The sequence below is a fragment of the Haematobacter sp. genome (assembly GCF_032102465.1).
Classification (GTDB): Bacteria; Pseudomonadota; Alphaproteobacteria; order Rhodobacterales; family Rhodobacteraceae; genus Haematobacter.
In genome coordinates this window covers 147,702-163,389 of the sequence record NZ_DAMDHB010000006.1, presented here as the reverse complement: position 1 = coordinate 163,389, position 15,688 = coordinate 147,702, and the positions used below count along the sequence as shown (strand labels likewise).

Below are 15,688 nucleotides of genomic sequence, written 5' to 3'. Positions count from 1 at the left end.
AATTACACCACGTGCGCGGACGCTAACTCTCGCCCAGCCAGAAACAGCGCGCCCCTCAATCACGGCATGAAAGCAAAGAGGCGACCGGTGTTGTTACAATGCCGGTGACCAGGACCCACACGCCTACCTGACCTAGGTGTTCGAATAGTCGCGGCCGAACTACCGCGATCATAATATGACAGGCTGCTCCTTTGGCACTGTCCGAAGGGCCGTCACAGCAGTTAATCGGCAGCGTCACACGTCATACATGTATCGACCCACTGATTTTCTGCTCATGCTACAAGGAGACAGGTAGCAATGAGTGTGGGTATGGAAGACGGCGTTAAACGTTGGACCGCGAAGCGCAAGACGGCGCTGGTGATCGAGATCAACGGTGGCGGAGGCGAGCCGGTCGTTCGATCTGTCGCCCTCTGAGATCGAGAGCTGGGTCGATGACGCGAAGCGGGGGATGGAGAATTCGCTGCGGGCGACCCGCTCGACATCCGCGAGCAATACGAGAAGCAACTGAAGGAACTGCGAGGCAGGCCTACGACGAGGCTATGCTGGAGCTGCGTGCGCGAAAAAAGTTCCAGGCCCTGCTGGATGCTCAGGACGAGAAATGATCCGCAGCATTCATCGGGGCCTGCTCGCGGACGGGTTTGCGGTGCCGCTGACCAAGCTCTGCGCCTGGTTTGGCGTCCCGCGGCGCACGGTCTACTATCTGCCGACGAAGGGTGCGCCGAAGATCGCGGCGCGCTTCGCGGAACCGATCAAGGCGATGATCGAAGGCAATCCGTCCTTCGGCTACCGCACCGTAGCGTGGCTGCTGGGCTTCAACAAGAACACGGTCCAACGGATCTTCCAGCTGAAGGGCTGGCAGGTCCGCAAGCGGGCGCTCGGCATGCGGCCGCGGATCGAGGCGATCCCTTCGGTGGCCGCCGCGCCGAACGAGCGCTGGTCGACGGACATGTGTCGGGTCTGGGCAGGACGCGACGGTTGGACCACCCTGGCGCTCGTCATCGACTGCCACACGCGCGAGTTGCTGGGCTGGCACCTGTCGCGCTCGGGCAAGGCCACGACGGCCGCCAGCGCGCTGGAGCACGCACTGATCACAAGGTTCGGCACGCTCGACCGGGTGCCACAGCCGTTCCTGCTTCGCTCCGACAACGGCCTGGTCTTCACCAGTCGCAAGTTCACCGCGCTGGTGCGCGGCTACGGGCTGAGGCAGGAGTTCATCACCCCACATTGTCCGCAGCAGAATGGCATGGTGGAGCGCGTAATCCGGACGCTGAAAGAGCAATGCATCCATCGTCAACGCTTCGACAGCATCCAGCACGCCGCCCGCGCAATCGGCGACTGGATCGGCCTCTACAACCATCGGCGCCCGCATCAGGCGCTGAAAATGAAAACGCCAGCACAGGCATTCAGATTAGCGGCTTAACCTGAGCAGATTCAGATGGGTCATTACAATGCCGCGGCCCTTCGTCTGCTGCTCACGTTGCTGATCGACTCGGCCGTGTGATTTGGTCAAGCACGTGCGACAGAATGGGGTTGTCGCCCTTGTCGCCTAAGGTCAATTTCACCGCACTGATGTCGCCGGTGGCCGTGTCATCGCTAAATGCACTTTGCGATGTTGGCGTCTGCGTAGGGTTCCATACTGGTGCGTGAGCCAGCTTCCATCACAGGAGGAATTTGATCCCGTGCTATCCTACCAGCAGGTTCAGCGGCACCGGCGCGTGCCGCATGAAGTTCTCCACCTCGGCCGGCTTCTACCAGCGCCTCAGCGTTGGGAAGTCAAGGACCAGCCAGTGTGACCGGCAAGCGACAGAATGCTCGCGACCATCCGGGCGTTTGCCTCAGCGCCGGCCCGGATAGGACCTTCACCGTTAAGCGAAGCTGTACCGCTGCATCACTGAGCGCCGGCGGTCGGCCACTGGCTCTGACCTTGGGCGCGAGTTACACCATATCCTTGTCCAGCCAAACCAACAGAAAGCCACGCCACTTCAGTGCCCCATTGTGACTTTCCAGTTCGTCGTACGGCAGTCGCACCACCCTAGCAGGTTGCTGAAATAGTCACTCTGCCGGGACGTTTTCCTGTTCGGGCAGCTGGGAGCTTATCGCCTTGCGGCTGTTTCAGCGAGTAACTGACTTCAGTTCGACGCAATGGTCAGACGACGAGGTCAGACGGCGAGCAGCCTCGGGAGCCGGCCGAGATTGTTGGGGCCCTGGTCAGGATGAAGCGGGAGCGCACCTTTTCGAGGCCACGACGGACGGTCTGGGCCATGCCGCCCAACGGTCTTGGCCCAGCCGAAAGCCTCTTCGATGCGTTTGCAATGACGTTGGGATGTGGCGGAGCCGTTGTGCAGGGTGGTTCGCCCGTCTATCCCCGAATACCTCGATCTCTGGGCGACATGGGGCGTAACGCAGGCCTCGCGCAGGTGGTGACACAGCCTGCAGCATCGAAGCCCCGGTCGGCACCCAGCGTGAGCCTCCTGGTCGATCCCGGGGAATGGCGGTGGATCATGTCGCGCGCCGTTCGGCCCGGCCATCGGCCTGTGTGAGGTCGACCTGCACGATAAGGCCTGACCGATTCTCCATCAGGGCATGACCAATGAAGCACAGCATCGCGCCGGTGCCGAGGGGCTTCCTGTAGAGCCGCGCATCCGGGTCGGTGACCGCTCTAGGGGTGGCATTCGTCCGCCTCTGCCCCCGGAAGTCGACCTCGGCATTGCAGCTGTGGCGGGGGTCTCGGGGCATCGGATCGGTCTTGATTGCTGCGGTCGAGGTGGATGGATCGGGAGCGTGGTCCCATGATCCCGCGCGAGGTCTCGGTGCTCAACAGCCGTCCCGGTTTTTGGTGAAGACCGTGAGCACCCACACGGGATCATCAATGCTGAGGCCGGCAAACCAGCGAAACAGCAGGTTATACTGCATCTGCTCCATCAGCTGCCATCGGAGCGGACCGAATAGAGGATCTGGAGCAAGCTGGCCCGGATCAGCGACTCCGGGGCAATCGAGGAGCGACCGAAGGGGACGTAAAGGCTCCGAAATCGGTGTCGACACGGGCCAGCGCGTCGTTGACCACCTGCCGGATCCTGCTAAGGGAATGCCTGCCGGGATGCGGTCTACGAGATCGACATAGCTGAAAAACGACCCGCTCGTCTCGTCCGTACCCCGCAGCGTGATCTCCCTTCGCCGTGGGAAGGGGTGACGCATGTTCTCCATCCAAGGTCGAGGCCGACTATTTCAGCAACCTGTCGGCAGGTTGCTGAAAAGGGCCTCTGGGTCTGCGCGGGAGCACGCAATCGTCTGTAATCTGGGAAATGCACCCCGAAATCCATGCATTACTGGTGATTCTGAGGCTGATCTCCGATTTCGGGAGCATGGACATGACACTTCAGAGCTTTTTCAGCAGCCTGTTAGTCATGGCAGACCATAAAGCACATAGGCTCGGTTTGCGATTCTCCATTGGCAGGGGTTTCCGTAACTACCTCGTGTTAAAAGCAAATAATATCAATGATTGAATTCGATCCAATGGCGCGTCGCGCCGTCGCGCCAGTGTACCACCCTGAAGAGCTAAGTGGAGCCTTGAGATCGGTGGTCAGATGCAGCGCTTTCGATTCAGAGGCGCCTATATGCGTTTCAGGCTCCGAAGTCGCCTTTTTGCCCGAGCAGCGCAAACCGCTGATCGCGCCTCCGCCATTTGCTTGTCAGACCCCGCAACCGGTCTTGTCGCGCTTTAGTCCACCCCTGCGGCCGCCAGCGCATATTTGTCCGACCCCGTGCCCAGCAGTCTGGCGCAAGCTGTGCTTGACCTGATTGCTGTCCGCACGACTTGCCCTGGTGGCAGTGAGATGTTTGGTCTTGCCATTGCCATTCACGGCGGGTCTTCACAGGTTCATCGCATAAGTCACTGCCCGTCCGCCCGCTTCGGAACGAACAAGGGCTCCCTGACGTTCGAGAGCGGTCAGATCTCGGGTGGCGGTTGCGGCTGAAACGCCGGTAATCTTGCGGTAGCTCCGGGCGCTGAGCCCAGCAGCCACGCGTTTCGGGCCTTGCGCGAATACCACTTCAAGCGCGTGACGTTGCCGGGGGGAAAGCGCGGGGCCGTAACGAAGAAAGAAGGCGTTGCGGCGGAGGAGATAGCGTGCTTCTTCCCGGCTTGCCTCAGCGCCCTTTTGCAGGCAGCGGAGAAACCACAGGACAAAGGCCGTGGCGTCCACGGCCCCCTCCCCTTCCCTACGTCCTGCCTGGAGCGCCTGATAATAGGCTTTTTTCTCCCGCTCGATCTGTCGCGAGAGCGAGAATGGAAGGGCACGCCCGGTGGCAAAGACATGTTCGATAATTGCTCGACCGATGCGCCCGTTGCCGTCCGAGAAGGGGTGGATCGACTCGAACCAGAGATGCGCGATAGCAGCGGCAATGGGCACGGGCAGCGGCCTTGGCTGCGCGAGCCAGTCGAGGAAACCACGCATCTCGTCGGCGACGCGATCCGGCGGCGGTGCGGCATAAAGCACCTCCTGTTTGCCCGCTGCGGCGGAACGCACGATTTCGATATCGAAGCGCCGCCAGCCGCCCTTGTCCTCCACCTCCATCCCGTAGAACAGCAGGCGGTGCCACTCGAAGAGATCCTCCTCCGTCAACGGGCCGGTTGCCTCCCGCGCGGCAAGCATCAGCGCCACGATCGCATCGGAGCGACGGCTCAGAACTGCCCGCTCCCGGTGGCGAAGCGACGCGATGACGGAGGCCTCTATCTCGGCGGCGTTCAGCGTGACGCCCTCTATTCCGAAGGAGGACAGGGCCTCCTGCACGATCTGGCCGAGCCGCAGATTTTCCAGATCATCGCCGGACAGGCCGGCCTGCAGCCCCTGCGCCTCGCCCAATGCCTCCTGCGCATCAGCAAGGGCAAGCTCCACGGCCGCGGGATCATAGGTGAACTGCGGCCAGAATGGGGATTGCCAGATATGGGGCATGAGGTGTTTCGCCTTGTTATTCACCTCTCAATATGCTGAATTGTGAGGTGAATACAGCGTGAAAACGCCTCATGCGGAAAGGGCGACGGGAGTCACCGCCGCCCCCCATGTCAGATTGCGTTGGCCTTCAACTGCCCCGCAATATGCTCCGCCTGACGGATTGCCAGCGAAACGATAGTCAGCGTGGGGTTTTCCGCCGCCGATGTGGTGAAGACCGAACCGTCGGAAACAAAGAGGTTCGGCACGTCATGGCTCCGGCCCCATTTGTCCACCACCCCGTCGCGCGGGTTCTCCGACATCCGGTTGGTCCCAAGGTTGTGGGTGGAGGGATAGGGCGGCACCGGCATGGTCCGCACCGCCCCCGCGGCACGATAGATCCGGTCGCCCGCCGCATAGGCATGGTTGCGCATGGTCACATCGTTCGGGTGATCGTCGTAATGCACGTTCGCGACGGGCTGGCCGAACTTGTCCTTGACGGAGTGGTTCAGCGTGATCCGGTTGGTCTCCTGCGGCATGTCCTCTCCCACGATCCACAGCGCCGCCAGCTTGTCGTAATCGTCGAGAATGGAGGTGAAGCTCCGCCCCCAGCCGCCCGGATTGACGAAGGCGGCGGTGAAGGGCAGGCCCAGCGATATGGTCTCCATCTCATAGCCGCCGACATAGCCCCGCTCCGGTTTGTGACCCACCTCGTCCTGCACGATCCCGGCCATGACGGTGCCGCGCCAGAACCTCACCGGCTGCTCGAACACCGCAAAGACGGATCCCGTGGTGTGGCGCATGTAGTTGCGTCCCACCTGACCCGAGCGGTTCGCCAGCCCATCGGGAAACATCTCGGAAGCGGAGGCGAGCAGCAGGCGCGGGCTTTCGAGGGAGTTGGCGGCAAGACAGACCACACGGGCCTTCTGCACCTGCTCCTTTCCGTCACGGTCAATGTACCGCACACCGGTCGCGCGGCCTTGGTCATCGTGTTCGATGCGGGTCGCGCGGCACTGGTCGCGCACCTCCAGAAGCCCCGTCGCCTCACCCTTTGGGATGTCGGTATAGGCGGCGGACCATTTCGCACCCCATTTGCAGCCCTGAAAGCAAAAGCCGGTCTGCTGACAGGGTGGCCGTCCGTCGTTGTCCACGGAATTTATGGCCATATGGCCCGTGGAAACCTCCTTGTAGCCTGCAGCGGTGGCCCCCTTCTCCAACACCTTGAAGTTGTTATTGCCAGGCAGACCAGGAAAGTCGTTGGTGCGGGTGACGCCCAGCTTCTTTTCGGCCAGGTCATAATACGGGTCCAGATCGCCCCGGGTGATCGGCCAGTCCAGCAGGTTCGCCCCGTCCACGCGCCCATAGGTGCTGCGCGCCCTGAACTCATGCTCCTGCAGCCGGAGCGATGCGCCCGCCCAATGGATCGACGTGCCGCCCACCGCCTTTACGATCCAGGCGGGAAGGTCGGGAAAATCCTTTGCCACGCGCCATGAGCCAGAGGTCGAACGCGGCTCTCCCCAGCTCAACTGCGTGAAGCTGTCCCATTCGTCGTTGATGTAATCTGCCGGAAGGAGCCGTGGGCCCGCCTCCAGCGCGACGACCTTCACGCCGTGCTGCGCCAGCTCGTTGGCCAGCACCCCGCCACCCGCGCCGGAGCCGATGATGACCACGACGGAGGCATCGTCATGCGTGTATTTCGCTGTATCCACCATGATTGCGCCCTCCCCTTACAGCCAGTCGATGTCGTCGAAACCGCGGTCGATGTAACCACCCTTGGAGAAACTTTCTCCCTCGTAGCCGAAGAGCGGCCATATCTCCTTCTGGTTATAAAGCCCCGTCACGAGGCCGGAGCGCACCTGTCGGAAGAACGGCGTCTGCTCCACCACCCTGAGAACCGCGACGCGCTCCTCCTCCCAACCCGCGTTGAGGTAGCCGGTAAGCCCCTGCCCCACTGCGGCATCGTTGAGCAGTTGCACCCCCGCCTCCACACCGGGCGCCTTTTCCGCCGTGTCATAACCCTTGACCGCGAGGGCGTAGAACCGGTCTCCCAGACGGTCGTGCGGATAGATGTCCCGCGCCATCTGGATCAGGGTCGCCATGGTTTCGGGTTTCAGCACCTGCGTCTCCAGCGCCCAGGCCGCATCCCGGCCGGACACGAACCCCGTACCGATCATCAGCGTGGCCCCCGCCGCCACGGCACGCCCGAGCAGGGCACGCCGGGTCAGTCCCGCATGGCGCAGGCCATGCGGAGAGACAGCCGTCAGGCTAGTCGTCATTGGTCTTTCCTCCTCCTCGGGTCGCCCCCTCCTCCGGGGCTGCCTACCGCCGGGGTGGACCCCGGCGGGCCTTCATTACAGGTAGCGACCGGCGCGCTGCAGCACCTCGATCTCGTAACCGTCGGGGTCCTGAATGAAGAAGAATTTCGCGATCACCTCGCCCCCGGGCGCGAAATCGACCAGCTTGCGGGGCGCAAGGCCAAGTTGTGTCAACCGCGCGTGCTCGCTGACGACATCATCGACGGAAACGCCCAGATGACCATAGCCGTTACCGCGCTCGTAGGGCTCCTCCCGCCCCTTGTTCACGGTCAACTCAAGCTCGAAGCTGCTTTCGGCATTCGCGAGATAAAGCAGCGTGAAACTGTCGAAATCCAACTTGTCCACCAACTCCAGCCCGAAGGCCCGGTGGTAGAAATCGACAGACCGCGCCTCCTCCATCACCCGGATCATGGAATGGATCATTTTCGCCATGGTCATTCTCCTCGCAAGTAAGGAAAACCGCTTTCGACCGGGCCGGGGTAGTATCATCTTACCCGCCGGGATTTTTTGTAGGCCCCGGGCGGTCGCAGTCCTGATCAGGGCCATAAGGCCCCGCGCGCCGGAGCCGGTCAGCGGATCAGGCGGCGCGGTTCATGTCCCTGCCCTGCCCGGCCTGACGTTTCTCCAGAAAGACGAGGCACGAGCACCGGAGCAGCGACGTGAAATTCGCAGGCTCGCCGTAAAGCTCCAGAACTTCACTGTGCAGGGTGGACAGGAAGGCACTGACGGAAATGTCCTGATCGGCCGCGATCTCATCTATGATCGCCCAGAAGGCCGCCTCAAGCCGCACCGAGGTGCTCTGTCCATTCAGTCTGAGCCGACGGGTGATGGGTTGATAACGTGCCGGATCCTGCTTCGCGAACATTTCGCACATGGCTCGGTCCCCCCTAGCTGTCGGAAAGCATCGCATGCAGTTCTGAAATGTCAAAGAATCGCGTGGCCTTGCACCGCGTCCTCCGACTTTTTTACGTCATCGGGCGCGTTCGGCCACGGGAATCAGGGGGGTGGAATCTCGGCAACGCGCCGCCTAACGTCGCACCGGGAACGGGAGATCACGGGGAGACATCATGAAAATCAAGGCCGCCGTCATTCAGATCGGCTCTGTACCCTTCGACGCCTCCGCCACGGTGGAGAAAGTGGGCGAGCATGTCCGCGCTGCCTCGGCGCAGGGGGCCGAACTGGTCGTGCTCCCGGAGGCGCTCGTGTCCGCCTATCCAAAGGGTGTCGATTTCGGTGCACGGGTGGGCGGACGCCTGCCCGAGGGGCGTGACGCATTTCTGCGTTATTTCGACAGCGCCATCGATGTGCCGGGCACTCATACCGACCGGCTGGCGGAGATCTGCCGGGAGGCGCGGGTCCATATGGTGATCGGCGTGATAGAGCGCGACGGTGGCACACTGTACTGCACGGTGTTGTTCTTCTCGCCGGAGGAGGGGCTGCTCGGCAAGCACCGCAAGCTCATGCCAACCGCGATGGAGCGGCTGATCTGGGGATTTGGCGACGGCTCCACCTTGCCGGTCTTCGAGACGGAGATCGGGCGGCTCGGCTCTGTCATCTGCTGGGAAAACTACATGCCGATGCTGCGCATGGCGATGTATGGGAAGGGCATACAACTCTACTGTGCGCCCACCGCCGATGATTCCGATGGCTGGACCGCGAGTATGCGCCACATCGCGCGCGAGGGCCGGTGCTTCGTCTTCAGCGCTTGCCAATATATCACTCGCGCCGCCTTCCCCGCTGATTATATCCCGATTCAGGGCAACGATCCAGAAACCGTGCTCATGCGTGGCGGCTCTGTCATCGTGAACCCGCTGGGCGAAATCCTCGCCGGTCCGGTTTACGGAAAGGAGGCGACGCTCATTGCAGAGGTCGATATGGATGACATCGCGCGCGGAAAATACGACTTCGACGTAGTAGGTCACTACTCACGGCCCGATATCTTCAGTCTGATCGTGGATGAGGAGCCCAAGTTCCCGGTGATCGGCAGGGAATAGCCAACCCCCGATCCTCTCCGCGCTCTTTTTCATCCGATTGGAGGAGGGCGCGGAAATCGTTGCGGTATTGAATGAGTTGTGGGATGTTATTCGCAACAAACGTTCATAATCCACGGCGGGGACATTCATGGATGCAGTGATCGGCCAGATCGGTGATCTGGCGACGTCGGGCGAGCGGATGATCGAACGCCTGCGGCGCAAGGCGTTCCTGCCCGGCAGTCGCAAGGGTCTCAATCTGCGCATCGGTATCGCTGAGGCGGCGCAGCTTCTGGGATGCTCCACCAACCGCATCCGCATGGCGGAGGAAGACGGGCGCCTCCCCCCTCCCCCGCAGTCTGAAAACGGTCGGCGGCCAGGATATTCCATCGAGCAACTGCTCAACATGCGGGACGTGCTCGGTGCCAGCCCCCGCCGCGGCCCCGATGACACGCCGGCCATCATTGCGGTGCAGAACTTCAAGGGTGGTGTGGGAAAATCCACCGTAACCACACATCTTGCACATTATTTCGCGGTTCAGGGATATCGTGTGCTGGTGGTTGACTGCGACAGCCAGGCCACCACGACGACGCTGTTCGGCTTCAACCCGCATTTCAATATCGAGCGGAACGAAACGCTCTATCCCTACCTTTCCATCGATCCGACGGAGGCCACGCTCAATTACGCCGTCAAGCGGACGCCATGGCCGAACGTGGACCTGATACCGTCGAACCTTGAACTGTTTGATGTGGAGTATGAGCTCGCCGCTGCGGGTTCGGACGGCCAATCCGTGCTGCCTCTGCGCTTTCGCAAGCTTAAACAAGGTCTTATAGACCTTTCCAAGAATTACGATGTCGTTATTCTGGATCCGCCGCCTGCATTGGGCACCATCTCGCTCGCGGTGATGCAGGCGGCGAATGCGCTTCTTGTCCCACTGGCTGCAACCACGCCCGACTTCTGCTCCACGGTGCAATTCCTGTCCATGATGGATCAGGTCCTGCAACAGCTCGACGGTGCAGGTATTTCCGTGGACTACAGTTTCGTGCGGTTGATCTGCTCGAAGTTCGACAGCAACGACCCCTCCCATGCCATGATCCGCACCATCATGGAGCAGACCTTCGGCCCCGCGCTGATCCCTGTTCCAATTCTGGAGTCTGCGGAGATCAGTCATGCTGCGCTCCGTATGATGACGGTCTATGAACTCGAGAAACCCATCGGCACCGCCAAGACCCACAAGCGGTGCCGCGCCAATCTGGATGAGACGCTGTCTCAGGTGGAACAGCTCGTCCGTCATGGCTGGGGGCGGATCACGCCGGCTGATGAGGCCGATATTTTCTATGCGGCGGGCTGAGGGGGAAACAAATGGCGCGAAAGCAAAGCGACTATCTGGCCGATCTGCTTGGTAGCAACGACCCCTCCCCTGCCACCGAAAGGGTACGTCCCAGCACGCTTCTGAGTCGCGAATCCGCCCTCGCCCGCGTGCAGTCCGGGGAGGTCAAGCAGGTCACGCAGCTTCTCCTCGACCCTTCTCGCGTGCGCGTCTGGTCGGGTAATGCGCGGCGTTATGACCGGCTGACCGAAGAAAATTGCGCTGATCTCATCGAATCGCTGATAGCGGAGGGGGGACAGAAAGTTCCGGCGGTGGTGCGGCATGTCAGCGACGACCCCGCATATGATTATGAAGTCATCGCAGGAACCCGCCGGCACTGGTCCATCAGCTGGTTAAGGGCTCATTCCTACCCGGAAATTCAGTTTCTCGCGCAAGTTGCGATGCTCGATGATGAGGCGGCATTTCGTCTCGCGGACATCGAAAACAGGGCGCGCCGGGACATTTCTGATCTGGAACGTGCGCGAAATTACGCTTCCGCCCTTTCCAGTCACTATGGCGGCAAACAGAAGCGAATGGCGGAGCGGCTTCGGGTATCGGAAGGCTGGCTGTCCAAGATGCTGCGCGTGGCGGCCATTCCCGACTCCATTCTTGCGGCCTTCAGTTCCGTGGACGACATCCAGCTCAAACCGGCATACAGCCTTGCACAGGCCCTGAATGACAGGGACGCCTTCAGAGCCATCAGCGCCGAGGCGCTTCGGATCGCCAAGGAGCAAGATGACCGGCTCCATGCGCGAAGGGAGGCGCTCTCCTCCTCCGATGTGCTCTCCCGGCTGATGGCTGCCCCTCGCGAAGAAACCTCCCGCGCACGAAGCAGACCGCTGGTGTTCAATTCCAGACTCGGGCGTCCGGCGCTTTCTGTTCAATCGGTGAGCCGTCAGGGCATCACGCTCCGTCTCCATTCCGGTTCGGGTGCAAGTCGCGAAGAGCTTGCCGGGGCGCTTATGGAAGCGCTTGATCAGATGGAGTCGGGTGGCTTCGATCTGAAATGATGTCCGCTGCGAAAAGTTTCCCCGGGGAAACTTTTCACGGCCCCTTTCGCAAGAAATTTCCCCGGGGAAACTTCCGATGACCATCTCCCGAAGCAACCGTGGACCGGAACAGTTCGACCTGTTTCTACCTTACATCGCCGACCTGCCCCTGCGGGATCAGCGGGAAATGATGGAGCGCCCGTTCTTCAGTCTTGCCAAGTCGATTCGTACGAAACCCATCGACTATCGCAGCCCGGACGGAAAGCTCTGGGTTCATGTTTCCGCCAACCCGGACTACGGCATGGCCACGATCTGGGACGCCGATATCCTGATCTATTGCGCCAGCGTCCTGGCCGACATGGCGCGACGCGGCATCAACGATATCCCGCGGAAGCTCGACCTTATGCCTTACGATTTGCTCCGTTCCATTGGCCGGCCCACTACCGGGCGTGCCTATGAGCTGATGGGGCAGGCGCTCGACAGACTTGTAGCCACGACGGTAAAGACAAATATCCGCGCGGAGAACCGGCGTGAGGCGACTTTTTCCTGGCTGGATGGATGGACCCAACTCGTAGATGAACGGACAGGGCGCAGTCGGGGAATGACGATTGAACTGTCCAACTGGTTTTACGAAGGCGTTCTGATGACAGGCGGTGTATTGTCGATAGAGCGAGCTTATTTCGCGATCACGGGCGGGCGGGAACGCTGGCTTTATCGAGTCGCACGCAAGCATGCCGGGGGGGCAGGCGAGCAGGGCTTCGCGATCTCCTTTCCGACATTGTTCGAAAAATCGGGCGCGGAGGGTCAATACCGCCGCTTCAAGTTCGAATTGCTCCGCATCGCTGACAAGAACGAACTTCCGGGCCATGCCCTCACCGTCGAACATGCGACGCGAGGAGAACCCATGCTGCGCATGCGCCGCCTGTCTCAGCCCGACAAGATTGCCCAGGTCATCATCGATACGCGTGCACGTGCGAAGACACTGAGCTCCGTCTATGATCTCTCTGATGAGACGACGAAGCGGCTGCGATCCGAATGCCCCGGATGGGACCTGGGCTTTTTGCTCCGCGAGTTTCAGGCCTGGGTAGCAGAGGCCGCAGGCCGCGCGCCCACCAATCCAGAAGCAGCCTTCATCGGCTTCGTGCGCAAATACCACGAACAAAACCGGCATCTGCTTCGCTGAGCGTTCCCGAAGTGTCGTGCGCCTCCGCGGTCCTCCTACGCGACATTCGATCATCAACCACGAACACACCCCAATTGAAGCTCTCACGGCGGAGAGGCATCAAAAGTGATTCAAACCAATGCGCAAGGAACGCGCAAAATCGGAGTCGTAGACACATCGGGAACGGGTTTCGGCACTTCAGGAACAGTGCCCCGACACATCGGGAACGAGCACATCGACATATCGGGAACGTATGATCGATCCTTCGGGAACGAAGTCCGGGAAATAGTCATTCGTTATCATCATATTAGGGCCTGATTTTTCGCTTTAACTGCTTAACTTCAATATAAACCTTCTAAGCGTGATCATTTCTTTCTTTGATTTGAATTGCCGGAGCAAACGGTCATTCATCACGCCCCGAGCGAAATCGATAGCGTCTTTCCGGCCTAAGCCATTTAGGCGAAAGCACTTTCCCTACCGCGAGGTGTTAAAATTTTTCACTTTGGCACGCATGGAGAAGCAAACAATTCCCCCCGCCATGCGCCAGCGAGCGTCCGCCCGGCGACGATGACCCATATCACCCCCAGCAGACCGACCATCGAATATCCCAAAAGACCAATCGCGGTAATCGGCAGCAGAACCGACAGTTTGAGGGTCGCAAGGGCATAGACCCCGATTGGAAAGGTGTAGCCCCACCAACCGAGGTTGAACGGCAGGCCATCTCGCAGATAGCGGCAGGTGATCAACAACGCCATCGCGCACCACCACAGCCCGTAGCCCCACATCATGACCCCGCCGATAAGGCCAATACCTGAGGCGGCGGCACCATACTGGTCCAGACCATGGGCTGTCAGGATATCAGGTGCTACCTGGCCGAGGGTCATCAGCCCCAAGGCTCCAGTGGCGATCGGACCCAGAGCCAGCCAGCTTGACGCCGCCATGGACGCGTGCGGAAGCTTGTGAAGTGCGAGCCGCAGCAGCAAGACGACCAGCATGCTCATCGCAATCGGTACCGAAAGCGCCCAGAGTGTGTAAGAGACCCAAAGAACGGTCAGCCCGTTTACCGCATGGGGCGCAAGTAACCCACCGGAAACGGCCGCTACCTCCGCCGCTACCACTGGCAGAAGCCAAACCGCAGTCATCTGCTCCATGGAGTGGCTCTGCCGGGTAAACATCATGTAGGGTATGGCGACGCCGCAGAGGGCTGCCAGCGCCACGTCTATCCACCACAGTGTCTCGGCCACGATAAAGACGGATGCTCCGAAACGTTGCGCGCCATAGATGAGGAAGCCATTGATGATCGTTGCGAGGCCCATCGGGATGCAACCGAAGAACATCGCCATGACCGGATGGTTGAAGACCTGCTTTACCTCGCCGGGGAAGATGGCCCACCGAGCGGCGTAGATCACGGTGAAAAGGCTGAAAAGGACGATATTGGCTACCCATAAAACCTCTCCCATCGCGCGAAACGGCGTCTGGGCGAGGGCGACGGCGAGGATCCCTGTGCCCATCGTTACCGCGAACCAGTTGGGCGTAAACTGCCGAACCACTTCCCGAGAGCTGTCGAGGCGGCTGAGCGGCTGGAAGGTGGATGTCACGGTGCGCATCGTTTCGTCTGTCCTTTTGGGTCCTGCGGCGGAGATAAAGACACCGGGATCACCAATCCAACGGATTAAACTTGTTCGAATGATCTATTTTATCGATGATAGTTTACGCCCGTTGCGGGGCAGGGCGCTTCATCACGCAGAGGAAGAAAGATGACCCTGGAACAGTTACGAATTTTCATTGCCGTCGCAGAACGCCAGCATGTGACAGAGGCCGCGCGTGCGCTGAACCTCACGCAGTCCGCCACCAGCGCCGCCATCGCAGCGCTGGAGGAACGCCATGATGTTCGGCTTTTCGACAGAGTCGGGCGGGGGATCGTATTGACTGATCTGGGGCGGAGCTTCCTCCCCGAAGCACGCACGGTCGTTGCACGGGCCGAGGAAGCGGTAGCCTTCCTCGCAGCCTCTACCGGTCTGCACCACGGGCGGTTGCGGCTGGTCGCCAGTCAGACCGTCGCAAACTACTGGCTGCCGCCGATCATGCAGAGTTTTCACGCCGCCCACCCGGGGATCGAACTGACTTTGCGGATCCTCAACACCCACGACGCAGGAAGCGCCGTCGCGGAAGGGGAGGCTGATCTCGGTTTCGTGGAGGACGAAGTGTCCTCCCCTGCGTTTACACTTACGCCTGCCGCCATGGATCAGCTCGTCCTCGTCGCCTCGTCGCCGGTGGCGGATCCTGGCAGGGCGGGTTGGGTCTTTCGTGAAAAAGGCTCGGGAACCCGTGCGATATTGGAACAAGCGCTCGCAGCAGCCGGTGTGACACCGAGGATTGAGATGGTGCTCCCCTCCAACGAAGCCGTGCGTGCGGCGGTGGAGGCGGGAGCAGGGATCTCCGCTCTCTCCCGCGTGGTTGTAGAGGCGTCGCTTGCCGCTGGCCGGCTGGTCGAGCTTCCTTTTCCACTGCCACCCCGCATGTTCCATGCCGTCCGCCCCACGGAACGCCATGTAAGCCGCGCCGCGCAGGCGTTCCTGAACGCCGCTCTCGGCACTGCAGACCTCCCTTTGGGGAAGGCAATCCTGTCGAGCACCTGAAGCAACGGCGCGCAGGCTCTCCTGTGGCAATGTGCCGGTCATGCGGGGTGATATTGTCATCATGGATGACTGTGGTGTGCTGATCCTTCCGCCTGAGGAGGCGCCAGACGTGTTGGAGGAGGCCACTGTCCGGCAGGCGCGCGCCAACCGCAGTCGTGGTCGCATTGCCGCAGGCGAGAAGCTCGGCGACCTGTCAGGGGCCAGCGCGCTTGTGGCGGCGGCGATCTGAGGGCATCGCGCCCGTGCAGGGGAGGGGGGCCGGCCTCATGCCGGACGGGGGTCAATGGATCCCCGCAGCCGTCTGGCAGGCAGGCTG

General features: G+C 61.1%; 13 protein-coding genes and 2 pseudogenes. 7 read left to right on the top strand and 8 right to left on the bottom strand.

All coding sequences use genetic code 11. The annotated features are described in order from the left end of the window. Positions 1-598: 598 nt before the first annotated feature. The gene (locus tag RT513_RS06575) at positions 599-1,420 is read left to right on the top strand and encodes an IS3 family transposase (RefSeq protein ID WP_290690264.1); all 822 of its coding nucleotides are present in this window, start codon (positions 599-601) and stop codon (positions 1,418-1,420) included. Between the two features lie 55 nt (positions 1,421-1,475). Here the strand turns inward: RT513_RS06575 and RT513_RS06570 are convergent. The 7 genes and pseudogenes from RT513_RS06570 to RT513_RS06540 all read right to left on the bottom strand — a co-directional run. Next, positions 1,476-2,039 (bottom strand): annotated as a pseudogene (locus tag RT513_RS06570) (transposase); the annotation flags it as partial. A 120-nt stretch (positions 2,040-2,159) separates the two neighbouring features. Further along, positions 2,160-3,195 (bottom strand): annotated as a pseudogene (locus tag RT513_RS06565) (transposase). Between the two features lie 674 nt (positions 3,196-3,869). Further along, positions 3,870-4,952 carry a Fic family protein gene (locus RT513_RS06560; protein ID WP_290690266.1) on the bottom strand — a complete coding sequence of 361 codons (1,083 nt, stop codon included), beginning with the start codon at positions 4,950-4,952 and terminating at the stop codon, positions 3,870-3,872. A 110-nt stretch (positions 4,953-5,062) separates the two neighbouring features. Continuing rightward, entirely contained in the window at positions 5,063-6,640 is a 1,578-nt protein-coding gene (locus tag RT513_RS06555) for a GMC family oxidoreductase (protein ID WP_290690269.1), read from the bottom strand. A gap of 15 nt (positions 6,641-6,655) precedes the next feature. Next, on the bottom strand, positions 6,656-7,204 hold the full coding sequence (locus tag RT513_RS06550) for a Twin-arginine translocation pathway signal (protein WP_088215500.1): 549 nt from the start codon (positions 7,202-7,204) through the stop codon (positions 6,656-6,658). Between the two features lie 75 nt (positions 7,205-7,279). Further along, positions 7,280-7,675 carry a VOC family protein gene (locus RT513_RS06545; protein ID WP_088215499.1) on the bottom strand — a complete coding sequence of 132 codons (396 nt, stop codon included), beginning with the start codon at positions 7,673-7,675 and terminating at the stop codon, positions 7,280-7,282. A gap of 145 nt (positions 7,676-7,820) precedes the next feature. Next, positions 7,821-8,117 carry a ribbon-helix-helix domain-containing protein gene (locus RT513_RS06540; RefSeq protein ID WP_088215498.1) on the bottom strand — a complete coding sequence of 99 codons (297 nt, stop codon included), beginning with the start codon at positions 8,115-8,117 and terminating at the stop codon, positions 7,821-7,823. Positions 8,118-8,310: 193 nt separating this feature from the next. Here RT513_RS06540 and RT513_RS06535 point away from each other — a divergent pair, with 193 nt between their 5' ends. The 4 genes from RT513_RS06535 to RT513_RS06520 all read left to right on the top strand — a co-directional run bounded on the left by RT513_RS06535 (position 8,311) and on the right by RT513_RS06520 (position 12,754). Continuing rightward, the gene (locus tag RT513_RS06535) at positions 8,311-9,237 is read left to right on the top strand and encodes a carbon-nitrogen hydrolase family protein (RefSeq protein WP_290690274.1); all 927 of its coding nucleotides are present in this window, start codon (positions 8,311-8,313) and stop codon (positions 9,235-9,237) included. 127 nt (positions 9,238-9,364) lie between these two features. After that, positions 9,365-10,564, top strand: coding sequence for an AAA family ATPase (locus RT513_RS06530; protein WP_290690276.1), 1,200 nt, complete (start codon positions 9,365-9,367; stop codon positions 10,562-10,564). Positions 10,565-10,575: 11 nt separating this feature from the next. Then, entirely contained in the window at positions 10,576-11,592 is a 1,017-nt protein-coding gene (locus tag RT513_RS06525; protein WP_290690279.1) for a ParB/RepB/Spo0J family partition protein, read from the top strand. A gap of 76 nt (positions 11,593-11,668) precedes the next feature. Continuing rightward, complete coding sequence (locus RT513_RS06520; RefSeq protein ID WP_290690281.1) at positions 11,669-12,754, top strand: replication initiator protein A; 1,086 nt, start codon at positions 11,669-11,671, stop codon at positions 12,752-12,754. Between the two features lie 476 nt (positions 12,755-13,230). On the opposite strand, the gene RT513_RS06515 is transcribed toward RT513_RS06520, so the two are convergent. Beyond that, positions 13,231-14,340, bottom strand: coding sequence for a TDT family transporter (locus RT513_RS06515; RefSeq protein ID WP_290690284.1), 1,110 nt, complete (start codon positions 14,338-14,340; stop codon positions 13,231-13,233). A 150-nt stretch (positions 14,341-14,490) separates the two neighbouring features. On the opposite strand from RT513_RS06515, the gene RT513_RS06510 reads away from it, so the two are divergent. Both RT513_RS06510 and RT513_RS06505 read left to right on the top strand, forming a co-directional pair. Further along, a complete protein-coding gene (locus tag RT513_RS06510; RefSeq protein ID WP_290690287.1) occupies positions 14,491-15,372 on the top strand; it encodes a LysR family transcriptional regulator in 882 nt (293 codons plus the stop codon). 40 nt (positions 15,373-15,412) lie between these two features. Next, on the top strand, positions 15,413-15,601 hold the full coding sequence (locus tag RT513_RS06505) for a hypothetical protein (RefSeq protein WP_290690289.1): 189 nt from the start codon (positions 15,413-15,415) through the stop codon (positions 15,599-15,601). Positions 15,602-15,688 lie beyond the last annotated feature (87 nt).